The sequence below is a fragment of the Ensifer sp. ENS02 genome (genome assembly GCF_014851885.1).
Taxonomy (GTDB): domain Bacteria; phylum Pseudomonadota; class Alphaproteobacteria; order Rhizobiales; family Rhizobiaceae; genus Ensifer; species Ensifer adhaerens.
Window position 1 is genome coordinate 165273 of record NZ_JACVAO010000011.1, and the last position, 15667, is coordinate 180939.

The following is a 15667-nucleotide window of genomic DNA, read 5'->3' on the forward strand; positions in this document are numbered from 1 at the left end:
CAATGGGGACCGGCCTAACGCTTGAGGTCGATCAGTATTTTCAGGTGCGTACCGGCGGGATCGAGCAACTGGTCGAACCCTGCCGAAACAGCTTCGCTCAGTGAGACATGTTTGGTGACGATGCGGCGAGCCGGTATTTGGCCGCTCGCGATCAGGCGCGCCACGCGCGGCCAGTAGTGGGTCGGATAGGCCCAGGAACCGCGGATATCGATGTCCTTGAAGGTCACGTCAAACCAGTTCAGCGGGTTCTCGCCTGGATGAAGGCCGGTCTGCACGACGACGCCCTGCTTGCGTACTGCGCTCGCGCAGTTCTTGAGCGCATGTTCGTTGCCGACGCATTCGATGGCGACATCGCAGCCAACGCCGCCCTCGGTTTCGGCCTGGACAACATCGCTGACCTTTTCGATCTTGGGATTGATGGTGCGGACCTCGCGGAGTGCTTCCTTCGCCAGTGAAAGCCGCGTCTCGTTGAGATCGGAGAGAAAAATCTTCGACGCGCCGGCTGCCCGCGCTGCCATGGCAACGAGAATGCCGATCGGTCCTGCGCCCGTGACCAGCACGCTGTTGCCGGCGGTGACGCTGCCGCGATCGCACGCATATACGGCGACTGCGGTCGGCTCTATCAGAGCGGCTTCTTCGTCGGATAGCGCATCGGGAATGGGCTGGACATTGTAGTCGTTGAGCAGCGCCGCTTCCGCCATTCCGCCGGAGTGCCAGGATAGGCCGGCCAGTGCCAGGTTGGCGCTCAGGTGAAACAGACCACGATCGGCATAATAGTCTCCGCGGCGCGGCATGATCAGCGGCTGGACGGAGACCCTGTCGCCCGGCTTCACATGGCTAACCCCTTCGCCGATCGCCTTCACGACGCCGCCGAATTCATGGCCGACGATCTGCGGTCCATGAGCACCCGTGAAGGGATGCGGTTCCTTCGGGATGAAGATCGGGCCATAGGCGTATTCGTGCAGATCGGTCCCGCAGATGCCGCAGAAACGATTTTCCACCAGTACCTCACCGGGGCCAGGGGCAGGCGGAGCGTCGACATCGTCAATGCGTAGGTCCTTGGCGGCGTGAAAGCGCAGAGCTTTCATTGTGTTTCCTCCTGTTTGTTCTTGCACAGGAGAGGCAGCAAGCAGCATGCCAGATCGCAACTGCGTCTATTTTGTTCGTGATATCAAAGGGTTGAAACGTGACGGGAGCGAAAGTCACTGAAAATGCAACAGTCCGGGTGCAACAGGTGTTGCAGGCGTTGCGTCAGTTGAGCCGCTTCAGACGGCGGTGGATCGTGGAACGGTTGACGCCGAGCTTTCTCGCAAGCGCCGAAACGTTGTCGCCGCAGTCCTTGAGTGCCTGGCGTAACGCATCATCCTCGCCGGGCAACGAGTGGATGGCTTCGGAGAAGAGATGTTCCGGCAGGCACTCGCTATCGATGAGACCATTTTCGGAAAGGGCCGCGGCCACGCGCAGAACATTGGAAAGCTCACGCAGATTTCCGGGCCATTTATGCGCGAGCAAGGCCGCCCGAGCCGTCTTGTCGATGCGGTAGGACTCGTGGTTCTCCTTCTCGACACGAGCGCGTAATTGATCGATCAGCCAGCTAAGATCCTGACGCTCTCGCAAGGCGGGGAGCGAGAGCGTGGCGGCGTTCAGGCGGTAATAGAGGTCTTCCCGGAAACGGCCCTGCTTAACCAGTTCCGCCAGATCGCGGTGGGAGGCGGAGACGACGCGCAGGCGGATTGGCCGGGCCTTCAGCGCCCCAATCGGCTGGATCTCATTTTCCGAGAGCACGCGCAACAGCCGGCTTTGCAGCGTGAACGGCATGTCGCCGATCTCGTCGAGGAACAGGGTGCCACCGTCCGCATCCTCGATCAGGCCGCGCTTACCTTTCTGGCTGGCGCCCGTGAAGGCACCGGGTGCGTAGCCGAACAGTTCGGATTCGATGAGATGTTCGGGAATGGCTGCGCAATTTACGGCGACGAAATTGCCATTGTCGCCGCAGCTGTCATGGATCGCGCGAGCAAGATACTCCTTGCCGCTGCCCGTCTCCCCTTGAATGAGAATTGGGATGCGGCGTGTGGCCAATTTTGCCGCGCGGGTCTGCACCCGTTCCATTGTCGCGTCGCCCTGGCTGAGATCGCGCAGGGCCCGGGGGAGGCGCGCTTCGGGCGCGGCGGGCGTGCGCAGGCTGACGACGGGCGCGATGGCGCTGGCGAATAGGACTAGGCCGCTCTTGGCTCTCAGCAAGCGTTCGCCGTTCGGACGTCCGCGCATGAAGTTTGGCAAATCGTCCACGATATCGAACACCTCCGAGAGCGGAAGGCCGAGGAAATTGCGTGTCTGGAGGCCGCGGATGTTCATCGAGCGGGCGAGTGCGCCGAAGCCACCATGGGTCATGCCGGTGATGCGGCCGCTGCCGTCGAGGGCGATGGCGGCGTCCGGGTCGACATCCAGGAATTCCGGGGAGCGGGCAAGCCGCAGGACCCAGTCGTTGCGGGTGCGGGTCATGAGGTTGGCAAGCTCGATCCGCCGCGCAGTGGCGGATACCAGATGCAGCGCCAGCTGCTGGCTTGCCTTGGCAGTGGGCGACCGGAGCTGGGAGATGTCGAGCACGGCGGTCAGGTCGCCAAGCGTGTCGAAGACCGGCGCCGCCGTACAGGTCAGACCGATATGGCTCGCGTCGAAATGATCGTCCTGATGGATGATGACCGGCTGGCCGGAGACGATGCACGCCCCGACGGCACAGGTGCCCGCCCGGCTCTCAGACCACTCCGAGCCGAGATAGAGGCCCGCCTTGCGCAGCTGATTGTCGAAGGTCGGATCCCCCATGAAATCGACGGTGACGCCGCGGGCATCGGACAGCAACAGGACATAGTTCTGTTCGGCGACTTGGTTGAACAGCCCTTCAAGCCCGGAACGCCCGATGCGGATCAGTTCTTCCGCCTGTTCGCGATGCTCGCGCAGCTTCGATCCCGGAACGATATAGGCTTCCTGCGCGATCGTCGGATCCAGCTTGTAATCATTGAGGCAGCGAAGCCAGGATTGGACGACGGGCTCGTCGCGTGGGCTCGCGGCCCCGGAGGCGACTCGTTCTATCTCACGAATATGCGACAGCGACGTCGACATCGAGCGCCCTCCTGACGGGAAAGCTGACACACTCTCATCGACAACGTCAAGCCAACGGTGGACGGTGACGTGTGTCAGCCAAGCGCTTGCCGACGAGGCCTATCGAGGTCTGGGCTGCACGTCGTTGAGATCGGCAGCGTTCTGGCATTAACACCCCATTGCCTGAGTGCTTCCCATCCCATGCGCGATAGCCCTAGGATATGGGGTTCGCTGCCCCTTCCTCCGTCTGGAGGTAGCTGATCACGGCGTCGGCGATCATTCGGCGATGGCGGCCGATCGTGGCCGATTCGGAAAGATCCCTGCGAAAGATAGTTCCGAATGTATATCGGTTCGAAACCCGGAAGAAGCAGAAGGCACTGATCAGCATATGCACATCTATCGGGTCGGCCTTTCGCTTGAACGCACCCTCAGCGATACCGCGTTCCAGAATGCCCGCGATCGTTTCGATGACCGAGACATTCAGATCACGGATCGCTTCCGACCGCAGCATATGCGCTGCGTGGTGGATGTTTTCGATGCTGACCAATCGCACAAAGTCGGGATTGGCCTCGTCGTGGTCGAATGTGCTGGAAATTAGCGTACGCAACGCCTCTTCCGGGGCAAGGCTTGAAAGCTTCAGGTCCTCCTCGAGCGTGCGGATCTTGCGATAGGCGCGCTCAAGCACGGACAGGTAAAGTCCCTCCTTGCCCCCGAAATAGTAATAGATCATGCGCTTGGAGGTTCGGGTCCGTTCTGCGATCGCGTCAACGCGTCCGCCCGCAAGGCCGTGCGTCGAGAACTCTTCCGTGGCGACGACAAGGATGTCCTCCTTGGTGCGTTCCGGATCGTTCTTCCGACTTGCCTCAACCCGCCCCGCCATTCTTTTTGATCACTCCCCCGGCACTCGCCGAAATTTTCCAATGAAACCAAATCGAAACGGGCGAGCGCAGAGGCTCGCCACACCGCCTCCCGTGAGATTCATATTGAGGTTACGGGGGTCTTTCAAGAGAGTCTGCTTGACATACGTACTAGTTCGTACATTTTGTAGTGGCGAAGACGACTTGAGGAGGATGTGTTCGCACCGGTGCCCTGACGCCGCCCCGTGACGCCAATGCGATGCGCGGGCGCCAAGACGGCACTCCGCTTTGGGAGGAGCGCATGATCCGCATTATCGATTTCTATTTCTTCGCGCTGAAGGTGGCGATTGCCTTGCTGCTTGCCGGCATGGTCGTCCTCGTCTTCGGCAACGTCGTTTTGCGCTATGCGTTCAATCAGGGCATCACGGTCTCTGAGGAGCTATCACGCATCTTCTTCGTCTGGCTCACGTTTCTTGGCGCCGTGGTTGCCTTGCGCGAACACGGGCATCTCGGCGTTGATACGCTCATCAAACGACTGCCGCCGGTCGCCGCGAAGGTCGCGGTGCTTCTTGGCCATGTGTTGATGCTCTACGCTACCTGGCTGATGATCAGCGGCAGCTGGACGCAGACGCTCATCAACCTGCATGTCGGCGCGCCTGCGACTGGGCTTTCCATGGGCTTCTTCTACGGGGCCGGTCTCGCCTTTGGGGTACCCGCATTCCTCATCCTGCTTGCCGACGCTTTCGCCATCGCGACCGGACGCATCGACGTGACGACGGCGGAACTGGTGCGCGACAGCGAAGACGAAGTGGCGCTTGACCCACCCCCCACGGCCACGCTCGGGCCGCTGCCCGTCAAACGCTGAGGACGAGCCGATGACCGTCACCATCTTCCTTGGCGCACTTCTCGGCCCCATGGCGCTCGGCGTGCCGATTGCATTTGCGTTGATCATCAGCGGCGTCGCCCTGATGCTCTTTCTCGGGCTCTTCGATGCACAGATCGTCGCCCAAAACGTCTTGAACGGCGCCGACAGCTTTCCGTTGATGGCCGTGCCCTTCTTCCTGCTTGCGGGCGAGGTCATGAACACCGGCGGGCTTTCCCGCCGCATCGTCGCCCTGGCGATGGCCATGGTCGGTCATATCCGCGGCGGCCTCGGCTTCGTGGCGATCTTTGCCGCCTGCATTCTTTCCAGCCTCTCTGGTTCAGCTGTCGCCGACGCCGCTGCCCTTGGCGCCCTGCTTCTGCCGATGATGCTGAAGAGCGGTCATGACCCGGCGCGCGCCGGAGGGCTGCTTGCCTCTGCATCGATCATCGGGCCTATCATTCCGCCGTCGATCGGCTTCATCCTCTATGGTGTGGTTGGCGGCGTCTCGATCACCAAGCTCTTTCTTGCGGGCATTTTCCCGGGTTTGATGATCGCCGCGGCCCTTTGCATCACTTGGCTTATCGTCGCTCGCAAGGAGCAGTTCGAGCTCCCGCCAAGACAAAGCGCCCGCGTGCGGCTTGGAGCGCTGCTCGACAGTGTCTGGGCGCTTCTGTTGCCGGTGATCATCATCGTTGGTCTGAAGTTTGGTGTTTTCACGCCAACTGAAGCCGGCGTTGTTGCGGCGGTCTACGCCCTGTTCGTCTCGATGGTCATCTACCGCGAGCTGACGCCGGGCCAGCTCTTCCCTGTCTTCGTAGCGGCCGCGAAAATTACATCCGTGGTGATGTTCCTGGTTGCCTGCGCTGCAGTTTCCGCCTGGCTGATTACGGTTGCAGACGTCCCCGGTGCGCTTGCCGCGCTGGTCGAACCGCTTATGGACAACCAGACCCTTTTGCTCATCGCAATCATGGTCCTGATCGTCGTCGTCGGGACAGCGATGGACATGACGCCGACGATCCTCGTCATGACGCCGGTTCTGATGCCGATCATCAAGCAAGCGGGGATCGACCCGGTCTATTTCGGCGTGCTGTTTATCATCAACAATTCGATCGGCCTGATCACCCCGCCAGTGGGCACCGTTCTCAACGTTATCTGCGGCGTCTCGAAACTGACGATGGAGGACCTGATGAAGGGCGTGTGGCCCTTCCTCATTGCCGAACTGATCGTCCTTTTCCTGCTCGTCCTGTTCCCAGAACTGGTGACCGTACCGGTCTCCTGGTTCGGGCACTGACGGCAACTTTTTATTGCGCTTCAACAGGCCGGCGGGATTACCGGCTCAATCTGGGAGGATAACATGTTGAACCGATTGACAAAAATGGCACTGGGCGTCGCCCTGCCGATCGTTTTGTTTGCAGCAGCGCCAACGCTTGCAGAGATACGCGACCAGACCATCAAGTTCGCGTCAGCCAACAACAAGGGTCACCCCCAAGTGACGGGCATGGAGAAGTTCGCCGAGCTCGTGAATGAAAAGAGTGGCGGCAAGATCGAGGTGAAGCTGTTCCCCGGCGGCACGCTTGGTGGTGACGTGCAGACCGTCTCCGCTCTCCAGGGCGGCGTTATCGAGATGACCGTGTTGAACGCCGGTATTCTTGCCAACAACGTCAAGCAATTCGGTGCCGTCGACCTTCCTTTCCTCTTCAATAGTGGCGAGGAGGCGGACAAGGTGATGGATGGCCCCTTTGGCGAGAGCCTCAGCAAGCTTTTGCCCGATACCGGCCTAGTCGGACTTGGATACTGGGAACTCGGCTTCCGCAATCTCACGAACAATCGCCATGCAGTGACCAAGCTTGAAGACATCAAAGGTCTGAAGATCCGCACCATCCAATCTCCGATCCCGATCGAACTCTTCAACACGCTCGGCGCGAATGCCGTGCCGCTGCCTTATACGGAACTCTACACCGCGCTTGAGACTGGGACGGTTGATGGGCAGGAGAACCCGGCGGCAAACATCCTGAATGCCAAATTCTACGAAGTGCAGAAATACATGACGCTGACCCGTCACCAGTACAATCCGCAGATCGTGCTCGTCAGCAGGAAATTCTGGGATGGCCTGAACGACGAGGAAAAGACCGTCCTGCAGGCGGCCGCGACCGAGGCCCGCGACTATCAGCGCAAGGTCTCGCGCGAGGCGGATACCGCAGCCCTTGAGGAAATTCGCAAGACCGGCATGGAGGTCAGCGAATTCAGTCCCGAGGAGACGCAGAAGCTGCGCGACGCCGTCAAGCCGGTGATCGAGAAGTTTAGCGCCGAGATCGGCGCTGACACGGTGCAGTTGTTGTTCAAGGAGATAGGTGCCGCGCGGGGCCAGTAACCGCGCGAATACTTCGGCCCGCCCGCAAAGTCGCGGCGGGCCGCAGGCTGGCTGCCCTTTGCAACGGGCTCAGAAGATGGAAACGGAAACAATGTCCGAAACGCTTGTAAGACCCTTGAAGGCGGGCCTGATCGGTGCAGGCATCCAGGCCTCGTTGACGCCCGCCATGCACATGGCCGAAGGTGCAGCTCAGGGACTCCGCTATGCTTATGAGCTCATTGATCTTTCCGAAATTGGTGCGACGGAAAATGATCTGCCGCGGCTGCTCGCCGACGCTGAGAGGCAGGGGTTTGCCGGCCTCAACATAACCCATCCGTGCAAGCAGGCCGTCATTGTTCATCTCGATGAACTCTCGCCAGACGCACACAGGCTCGGTGCCGTCAACACGGTCGTGCTCACGGGAGGGCGACGATATGGCCACAACACCGATTGGTGGGGCTTTGCGGAAGGCTTCAGGCGCGGATTGCCCGATGCAGATCTTTCCTCGGGCGTGCAACTGGGAGCAGGAGGTGCGGGCGTCGCAACAGCCTATGCCGCGCTTTCGTTTGGCCTGAAGCGTCTCATCGTTTTCGATCGCGAGCCGGAACGGGCGCGATTGCTTGCCGCGATGCTGACCGCCTTGTTTCCAGAAGCCGACATCACCGCCGGTACGGACCTTTCTGTTGCGATGCGATCGGCATCCGGGTTGATTCACGCCACGCCGACCGGCATGGCGAACTATCCCGGGATGCCGCTTGACGCCGAACTTCTCGATCCGCGGCACTGGGTCGCCGAGATCGTCTATTTCCCGCTCGAAACGCCGCTGCTTTCAGAAGCGAGGCGACGCGGATGCCGCACGCTCGACGGTGGAGGAATGGCGGTATTCCAGGCAGTTGGCGCTTTTCGCCTGTTCACAGGTCTTGAGCCGGACACAACGCGGATGCTTGCCCATTTCAAGGCAATGACCGGCTGATTTCCGAAAATTCCACCGAGGAGCAAGTGATGAAGACCTCGATAGCAACGGTTTCGCTCAGCGGCGACCTCAGGGACAAGCTGCGAGCCATCGCCAAGGCGGGCTTTGCCGGTGTCGAAATCTTCGAGAACGATTTCCTCGCCTTTGACGAGAGCCCGCGCCAGGTTGGCCGCATGGTGCGAGATTTCGGTTTGGAGATCAGTCTGTTTCAGCCGTTCCGGGATTTTGAGGGCATGCCGGAGCCGTTGAGAGCCCGAACGTTCGACCGTGCCGAGCGCAAGTTCGACTTGATGGAGGAGCTCGGCACCGACCTCGTCCTTGTCTGTTCCAATGTCTCGCCGGCTTCAGTTGGTGGCATTGACAGGGCGGTCGCGGACTTTACCGAACTCGGCGAAAGGGCCGCAAAACGGGGCCTGCGCGTCGGTTACGAGGCGCTCGCCTGGGGGCGCCATATCAGCGATCATCGCGACGCCTGGGAAATCGTCCGACGCGCCGATCACCCGAGTATCGGGCTGATCCTTGACAGCTTTCACACGCTGTCGCGCAAGATCGAGATAAACTCGATCCGCTCCATCCCGAAGGAGAAGATCTTCATCGTCCAATTGGCCGATGCCCCACTGATCGACATGGATTTGCTGTATTGGAGCCGGCATTTCCGCAACATGCCGGGCGAGGGCGATCTGCCTCTGACAGACTTTACCCGCGCGGTGGCGGCAACTGGATATGACGGTTATCTATCGCTCGAAATCTTCAACGACCAATTTCGTGGGGGCAACGCCAGTGCGATCGCTGTCGATGGATATCGCTCGCTGATTTATCTCGGGGATCAGGTCAAGCGCGCCGAACCGGATACACGTTTGCCGGTCCCCATAATGCCCCCTCGCATCGACGTGAGAGGTGTAGCGTTCGTGGAGTTCAGTGCCTCGGAAGAGGAAGCAGGCGAACTCGAAGCGTTGCTGGTTTCAGTCGGATTCACGAAAACAGCACAACATCGGACGAAACAAGTGGTGGTCTATCGCCAAGGCGCCATCAATTTGGTGGTCAACACCGAGCGCGAAGGCTTTGCCAGCGCTTCCTATCTCGTCCACGGCACGTCCGCCTATGCCTTCGGCCTCATGGTGGATGATGCTGCGGCGACTGTAGAAAGGGCACGGGTGCTTGGGGCAGAACCATTCGAGCAGCCGGTTGGTCCAGGCGAGCTCGTGGTTCCGGCGATCCACGGAGTGGGCGGAGGGCTCATCTATTTTCTGGACGACAAATCCGAGCTCTCCAAGATCTGGGAGGTCGAGTTTGAGCCAGTGCGCGACGGCGGCTCTGTCATCGCGGCCGGATTATGCTCCATCGATCACATCGCTCAGACCGTAAAATATGAGGAAATGCTAACCTGGCTGCTCTTCTACACATCACTACTCGATGCTCATAAGACGCCGATGATCGACATCGTCGATCCAGCAGGCATCGTTCGCAGCCAGGTCGTGGAAAATGACGCCGGCACGTTGCGCCTGACACTGAACGGCGCGGAAAATCGCAACACGCTGGCCGGCCGGTTCATCGCCGAAACCTTCGGTTCCGGCGTCCAGCATCTGGCCTTTGCCACCGATGACATTTTTTCGACTGCGCAGGCATTGCGCGCCAATGGTTTCAAGGCGCTACCGATTTCGCCGAACTACTACGATGACGTTGAAGCGCGCTTCGGTCTCGACGTTCAACTCGTCGAAAGGCTGAAGTCCGAAAACATCCTCTATGACCGCGACGAGGACGGCGAGTATTACCAGCTCTACAGCCCGACCTTTGGCGAAGGTTTCTTCTTCGAGATCGTCGAAAGACGGGGCTATCGCGGCTACGGAGCCGCCAACGCGATTTTTCGCATTGCAGCGCTACGAAAGTACCTGAGGCCAGAGGGGCTGCCAAAAGGCTGACAGCCTAGCGATGGTAATTCTTTCCGTTGCTAGGGAAAGTTCGCGCCCGGTTCCCGGCCGATGGCATGCCCTATGCTGAAATCCTTTGGCGCACGACCCTTCAACCGGTCAAGCCACGTGCGAACGGACTCTGGCCGCGAGCAGTCGCCGCCTGGAATGCTCATCTTGGAGTGGTGAGATACTCGTAAGCTTTGAAACAACTGGTGGCGGGGTTCGATTCCGTTCAGGGAGTTGCACAGCGCGAAGGTTTCTCTGGCAAGGGCAGCCCGCATCGTTGCTGCAGCCGGATAAAAACCGGCAGCAAGGTCGCCGCCGGTTCCTCAACGCGAAGCTTAAAAGTTTCTTTGGAAGCGCACGACACCACCGAAGGCGTCCTCGTGTCCGCGAAACCCGCGAAAAGCGGTGTAGTCGAGTTCCGGCGTGATCTTGAAGCCCGGCACGACCTCGTATGCAACGTTGAGCGCCGCGTTCCAGGTACCGTCCTCTTCGAAGTCGATCTGCGTGTTTATCGTCGCCTTCTCGCTGATCTTGGCGGAGAAACCGCCCCACATCGCCCATTCGCCGTACCAGCTTCCATAATAATTCGGCCGGCTCGGGTCGGATTGGTAGGCAGCCATGACGAACAGGGAGAACGCGTCGGTGACGTCGAGGTTGACGCGCGCCTTGAAGGCCCAGGCATCATAGCGCGTGTCATAGGCCGCCATGCCGAAAAGCGTCATCCGGTCCGCTTCGTATTTCACCCCGCCGAGGAGGTGGGGAATGCTGTCGGCCCGTAGGTCAAACCACTCGCGGCTTGCCACGCCGGACGCGTCGACCGCCTCCAGTTCCCAGGAGCCATTGCCTTCCTCTGCGCCCACCATGGCGGAAAAGCCGTTGCCGAAGTCGTGGGTATAGCTCGCCTGCATCGTGCGGTCGCCCGAGTAGTAAATGACGTCGTCGTAGATGACGTTGCCGGCACCCCAGGTCCAGTTGGCAAAGAGCGAATCGGCGATGCCGACCGAGAAGCCGGCAAGCTCGATAAGCGCTTCCGAAATGTAGATGCGCTCGCCAGATGCCTTGTGCTCGAAGCGCGTCTCCAGATAGGAGCGCAGCGTACCGAACTCGGTTTCATTGCGAGCGTCGAAGCGCAGTGTCGCCCGCGCCTTGCCGGGCAAGCCATCGAGCGAGCCGCCCCAGTAGACATCGTCGCCGGCCGCAACCTCGTGGCGCAGGTAGCCGCTGATCTTCAGGCAGGTTTCGGTGCCCGGAACATAGAAGAAACCGTTGCCATAGGCATCGCAGACGCGGACATATTCGACCGGTTCCGCGTCTGCAGCCGTTGCCGCTTGGGTGGCGGCCATCAGGCAGAGCGCCGCTGCGGCACCTTTCAGGAGGAGAAGTGCCGTAGCACTGGTTGGTTTGTACATATCGAGTTCGTTCCCTTGTCGGTTCTTGAAAATTGGCAAAGCTTCGCCGGCTCCGTCCGTGGCGTGCGGGACAAGCGGGTGCTGAGCGGGTCTGTATGGAATGAGAGGAAAAAGGGCCGGTATCGTTTGCGATACCGGCCAGTCGGGGGTTACCCGCGCGGCGGCCAGACTTCGCCGGCAAGGCCGGTTTTCGGTTCACCGAGAAGCGGCGTCTTCAGGGCGCGGATGCCGTCGATGCTGATCAGCCAGATGATGTTGCGGTCGTATTCGGTAAAGACCGCGAAGCTGGCGTTTTCATAGGTGTATTCGGGCATTTCCTCAGGCTTGGGGAAGCGCGGCACGTAGTAGCCGGCGATCTTCGGATCCTTCGGGTCCTTGACGTCGAAGATCTGCAGGCCGGCATTGTAGAAGGCATAGGGCAGGATGCCGTCGCGGCTGTGACCCGGCTGGTGGGTCGTGCCGGAACGCTTCGGACCGAAGCTGCCGCGCCGCTGGCAATAGTCGGTGAATTCGGCCTCTGCCGGGGGTGTCGGACGCGGGAAGGTGGCGACGACCTTCGGGTCCTTCGGATCCTTGGCGTCGATGACCAGCACGTCCTTGTAGGGCTCGTAGCAGTTGGAGTTCATCGGGTAGCCGTTGGCAAAGACATAGCCGGTGCGCTCGTACTGGCTGGTATCGGCATTGTCGAATTCGGTACCGGCAAAGCTTGGCGGAATGCTCAGATGGCCCATCATTTCCGGCGTGCCGGGATTGGTGAGATCGAAGGTGTAGAAGCCGAGGCCGCCCATCGCGCCGAAGCCGATCTTGCCACCTTTTTCCACCGGCTTCGGCAGGAACAGCGGCATGCGCGAGCCCATCCAAGACGTGCGGTTGCCGGCGCGCGGGTTCATCAGGTAGGCGTCCTCGCTTGCCTTGTCGCCGACGACCTGTCCGGGAACGGTGACCTGGCTGACGAAAAGAGGATTGGCCGGGTCCGTCATGTCCCAAGCCTGGTAGCCCGGCGAATGCAGGTAGTCCGGATACTCGGTCAATGCGTAGCTGTCGTCGGGCGCCGACGAGAGGTACATGTACTTGCCGCCAAACCAGGCGGGTGCGTCGAGCGAACCGGAGCCCTGCTGCTTGCCGATGGGCGCGTCCGGGTTGTTGATGTCGGTCGTGCGGGTGGCGATCAGCGTCCAGTCACTCGGCAGCGGCCCGTTCATCTCGTAGACCTTGAAGCCCTTGAGCGAATTGTAGTGGCGTAGCGTCTCGACGATGTCGGGCTGGGTGCGCTTGTTGTCGAGAATGCCGAAGCGGCCGATCTCGTAGGAGGCTACGACGACGTTTTTCTGGAGCTTTTCACTCCAGGCAATCGTCATACCGCCGAAATAGTCCTGGACCGTCTTGGCGTCCCAGTCTTCGCTTGAACCGTCCTGTCCCCAGACGCCGCCCTTGGAATAGACGACCTTGGCCTTGGCCGGGTCGGTGATGTCGAGCACGCGCATGTAGTCGCGGTCATGCAGGTACATGTAGCGCTTGCCGTCAAAATCCGCGACGTCGGGCCAGGCATGCCAGGGCGACGTGATGTGCGGGTAGAAGGCGATTTCCTCGACGTTGCTCTTGTAGGTTTTGTCGTCCCAATGGGTGAGCTGGCCGGGGAAGTTCGGCGATGCGCCGAGTGCTGTGGCGCGCGGCGCGTTGAACTTGCCCGTCGCCGGATCCATGCCGTAGTCCTTGCCCGGCGTCAGCGCCGGCGGCTGCTTGTCGTAGGTCAGTTCCGACCAGCGCTTGAGGTGGGGATCCTGGATGTTGATCTCCGTCGGTACTTCCTTTTCCCAACCCGCGGCAAGCGCAGTGCCCGCGGCCAGACACAAAATTGAGCACGTGATGATCAGCCTTCTCGGCATGTTGGTCTCCTCCTGGAATATCGGTGAACGGACGCGTCCAAGGCTGGCAGCGGCGCAAGCAAACGACAGCTCGGCGGCGAACACCCCCCTGTGTCGCGTTCCGAATTCTTCTTTCGTCGTGTCAGTTGATCGCGCAGGCCTCCTCATGCCCGCGCAAATCACGCCGCTTCCGTTTGCTTAGGCGCCATGAAACAGGGTCGCTTTCCCCATAACAATCGCCTTAATCAGCATTAATTCATGCGGATTTCTTATGAGTTCCCGGGCGTGTTGATGGTTTGCGGGATGCAGATGACGCAACTTCCCCTTCCTCGACGGCGTAGACTTCGAGCGGATAGCCGAAATGCTCGTCCATCAGGATCCGAGCGCGTTCGGCGTTGCGGTCGAGTACGGCCTCCATCAGCTCGGTGTGCGGACCGATGGATTGCGCCTTATGCAGCGCGGCCATGGCCTCCGCGTAGCCGGTCGTCTCTCCGTGCGCCGCGCGCAGAACAGGGGCGAAGGCGAGGAACCGGTAGTGGCGTTGGAGCTGGTCGGAGATGGTCGAGCGGAAGTGCATCAGCCAACTCGATTGCGCAGCGCTCAAGAGGGCGGCGTGAAATGCCTCGTGCCGTTCCATCCAGGTATCCACGGCAAGGTCGGAAGAATCCTCGACGATCGTCTTGCAACGAGACAGACGGTAGTGCGCCGTGACGATCGCCGATTCCCATTCCGAGCCGCCGCGCTCCATGGCTTCCAGCAATAGAGGGATTTCGACGACTGCGCGGGCTTTTGTCAGATCCTCCAGCCCCTTGCGCGACACGGGTGCGACGGTGAAGCCGCGGTTGGAGATCGCCACTACCAGCCGCTCGGCCTCCAGCCGCGACAGCGCCTCTCGAAGAGGCGTCCGCCCGACATCATAGGTTTTGCTCAGAAGGTCGGGCCGCAACGGCGCCCCCGGTTGCAGACGGGCCATGAGGATCTCGGTTCGCAAAATCCTGTAGGCGGCCTCTGTTTTTGTGCTGTTTTCCTGCTCGTCGACCAAAGGCACCTCCAAAATTCACCGCCCGAATGTTCGGTGATCATATATGCGAGAATAATATATGATAATCGCCAATTGCTATAATTGTATACTATATCGTTGACTTTGCCGTTGGGCTGCGCTTCCTCATCCCTCGTGCTGTCACTGCGACAGCTGGAGGAGGAACACATGGCCACGACAAAATCGAAACTCATCACGGGCCTGATGGCAGCCGGTCTGGTGCTTGCCGGCATCGGTTCGGCGGCTGCCGATCCGATCCGCATCGGCATCGCCAATTTCGGCGAACACCCACCGCTCAACGCCGCCATCGCCGGCTTCAAGGCGGCGCTCGCCGAAAACGGCTTCGTCGAGGGCAAGGACGTCGTCTACACGGAGAGCCACACCAATTTCGACGCCTCGCTGGTGCCGCAGATGATCGCCAAGCTGCAGGCCGAACAGCCAAAGCTCGTCTACACCGTCACCACCCCGGTTTCGCAGATCGCCAAGAAGGCGCTCGCAGGCTCCGGCATCCCGGTGATCTTCACGGCCGTGACCGATCCGGTCGCGGCCAAGCTCGTGCCTTCCCGCGAAAGCGGTGATGACGGCATCACCGGTGCGACCGACAGCCAGGACATGGCGGCGGTGCTCGACTTCACCAGGAAGCTCCTGCCGAACGCCAAGCGGCTCGGTCTGCCTTACAATCCGGGCGAGGCCAACGACGTCGCGCTGCTCGAAGCTGTGCGCAAAATTGCGCCTGAGCAGGGCTTTGAAGTCGTCGAAGTCGGCGTCGACAACCTCAACGACATCCAGCAGCGCATCACCTCGCTCTCCGGTAAGGTCGACGTCATCTATGGCCCGACCTCCAACATGATCCAGCCGGCGATCGCGGCGGTCGCGTCGGCCGCGCGCCAGGCGGGCATCCCGGTCGTCAATGCCGTCGATACTGCCGTACAGGAGGGTTTCGTGCCGGCAAGCTTTGCCGTCAACTACGAGCAGGTCGGCAAGAATGCCGGCAAGATTGCGGCTGAAGTCTTGAAGGGCAAGGACCCGAAGTCCATTGCTCCTGTTTTCCCTGCCTATGAGGACCACCAGGCACTGATCTCGAAGAAGGCGATGGCCGCCTTCGGCGTCGAGATCCCGGCTTCGCTCGCCGACTGCAACTGCATCGTCGAGTAATCCGACGCCAGCAACGGCGGCGGCCACGACGCCGCCGTCCATGAGCGCGCCGCGCGCGCCCTGTCCATTCGTATTTACATGAATTCCGGAAGCAAGGCTGCGGAGGCGGCCTCTACGGAATTGCTCAGAGGAGGAACGG

General features: G+C 60.6%; 12 protein-coding genes. 6 read left to right on the plus strand and 6 right to left on the minus strand.

Annotated features, from left to right (window positions below; all coding sequences use genetic code 11):
* Positions 1–14 precede the first annotated feature (14 nt).
* The 3 genes from IB262_RS23795 to IB262_RS23805 form a co-directional block, all read right to left on the minus strand.
* Positions 15–1088 carry a 2,3-butanediol dehydrogenase gene (locus tag IB262_RS23795; RefSeq protein ID WP_113136017.1) on the minus strand — a complete coding sequence of 358 codons (1074 nt, stop codon included), beginning with the start codon at positions 1086–1088 and terminating at the stop codon, positions 15–17.
* Between the two features lie 163 nt (positions 1089–1251).
* The gene (locus tag IB262_RS23800; RefSeq protein ID WP_192493881.1) at positions 1252–3120 is read right to left on the minus strand and encodes a sigma-54-dependent Fis family transcriptional regulator; all 1869 of its coding nucleotides are present in this window, start codon (positions 3118–3120) and stop codon (positions 1252–1254) included.
* Positions 3121–3313: 193 nt separating this feature from the next.
* Complete coding sequence (locus IB262_RS23805) at positions 3314–3979, minus strand: TetR/AcrR family transcriptional regulator (RefSeq protein WP_029742882.1); 666 nt, start codon at positions 3977–3979, stop codon at positions 3314–3316.
* 278 nt (positions 3980–4257) lie between these two features.
* Between IB262_RS23805 and IB262_RS23810 the strand changes: the two genes are divergently transcribed.
* The 5 genes from IB262_RS23810 to IB262_RS23830 all read left to right on the plus strand — a co-directional run bounded on the left by IB262_RS23810 (position 4258) and on the right by IB262_RS23830 (position 10063).
* A complete protein-coding gene (locus IB262_RS23810; RefSeq protein WP_089045124.1) occupies positions 4258–4821 on the plus strand; it encodes a TRAP transporter small permease in 564 nt (187 codons plus the stop codon).
* Between the two features lie 10 nt (positions 4822–4831).
* Positions 4832–6112 (plus strand): TRAP transporter large permease subunit, encoded by a 1281-nt coding sequence (locus IB262_RS23815; protein ID WP_192493882.1) that lies wholly within the window; start codon positions 4832–4834, stop codon positions 6110–6112.
* Between the two features lie 63 nt (positions 6113–6175).
* Complete coding sequence (locus tag IB262_RS23820; RefSeq protein WP_060517977.1) at positions 6176–7192, plus strand: TRAP transporter substrate-binding protein; 1017 nt, start codon at positions 6176–6178, stop codon at positions 7190–7192.
* Between the two features lie 91 nt (positions 7193–7283).
* Complete coding sequence (locus tag IB262_RS23825; RefSeq protein WP_192372051.1) at positions 7284–8144, plus strand: shikimate dehydrogenase; 861 nt, start codon at positions 7284–7286, stop codon at positions 8142–8144.
* 29 nt (positions 8145–8173) lie between these two features.
* Positions 8174–10063: a sugar phosphate isomerase/epimerase and 4-hydroxyphenylpyruvate domain-containing protein gene (locus IB262_RS23830; RefSeq protein WP_192493883.1), complete on the plus strand. Its 1890-nt coding sequence runs from the start codon at positions 8174–8176 to the stop codon at positions 10061–10063.
* A 332-nt stretch (positions 10064–10395) separates the two neighbouring features.
* Here IB262_RS23830 and IB262_RS23835 read toward each other — a convergent pair whose 3' ends face one another.
* The 3 genes from IB262_RS23835 to IB262_RS23845 all read right to left on the minus strand — a co-directional run bounded on the left by IB262_RS23835 (position 10396) and on the right by IB262_RS23845 (position 14376).
* Complete coding sequence (locus IB262_RS23835; protein WP_112772006.1) at positions 10396–11469, minus strand: porin; 1074 nt, start codon at positions 11467–11469, stop codon at positions 10396–10398.
* Positions 11470–11618: 149 nt separating this feature from the next.
* A complete protein-coding gene (locus IB262_RS23840) occupies positions 11619–13355 on the minus strand; it encodes a hypothetical protein (protein WP_089045147.1) in 1737 nt (578 codons plus the stop codon).
* Between the two features lie 235 nt (positions 13356–13590).
* The gene (locus IB262_RS23845; RefSeq protein ID WP_192493884.1) at positions 13591–14376 is read right to left on the minus strand and encodes a GntR family transcriptional regulator; all 786 of its coding nucleotides are present in this window, start codon (positions 14374–14376) and stop codon (positions 13591–13593) included.
* 165 nt (positions 14377–14541) lie between these two features.
* Between IB262_RS23845 and IB262_RS23850 the strand changes: the two genes are divergently transcribed.
* Positions 14542–15528, plus strand: coding sequence for an ABC transporter substrate-binding protein (locus IB262_RS23850; RefSeq protein WP_112772009.1), 987 nt, complete (start codon positions 14542–14544; stop codon positions 15526–15528).
* The last annotated feature ends 139 nt before the right edge of the window (positions 15529–15667 follow it).

Coding starts and splice junctions, on each gene's coding strand:
- IB262_RS23795 (WP_113136017.1), bottom strand. CDS start 1,088: ATGAAAGCTCTGCGCTTTCACGCCGCCAAGGACCTACGCATTGACGAT.
- IB262_RS23800 (WP_192493881.1), bottom strand. CDS start 3,120: ATGTCGACGTCGCTGTCGCATATTCGTGAGATAGAACGAGTCGCCTCC.
- IB262_RS23805 (WP_029742882.1), bottom strand. CDS start 3,979: ATGGCGGGGCGGGTTGAGGCAAGTCGGAAGAACGATCCGGAACGCACC.
- IB262_RS23810 (WP_089045124.1), top strand. CDS start 4,258: ATGATCCGCATTATCGATTTCTATTTCTTCGCGCTGAAGGTGGCGATT.
- IB262_RS23815 (WP_192493882.1), top strand. CDS start 4,832: ATGACCGTCACCATCTTCCTTGGCGCACTTCTCGGCCCCATGGCGCTC.
- IB262_RS23820 (WP_060517977.1), top strand. CDS start 6,176: ATGTTGAACCGATTGACAAAAATGGCACTGGGCGTCGCCCTGCCGATC.
- IB262_RS23825 (WP_192372051.1), top strand. CDS start 7,284: ATGTCCGAAACGCTTGTAAGACCCTTGAAGGCGGGCCTGATCGGTGCA.
- IB262_RS23830 (WP_192493883.1), top strand. CDS start 8,174: ATGAAGACCTCGATAGCAACGGTTTCGCTCAGCGGCGACCTCAGGGAC.
- IB262_RS23835 (WP_112772006.1), bottom strand. CDS start 11,469: ATGTACAAACCAACCAGTGCTACGGCACTTCTCCTCCTGAAAGGTGCC.
- IB262_RS23840 (WP_089045147.1), bottom strand. CDS start 13,355: ATGCCGAGAAGGCTGATCATCACGTGCTCAATTTTGTGTCTGGCCGCG.
- IB262_RS23850 (WP_112772009.1), top strand. CDS start 14,542: ATGGCCACGACAAAATCGAAACTCATCACGGGCCTGATGGCAGCCGGT.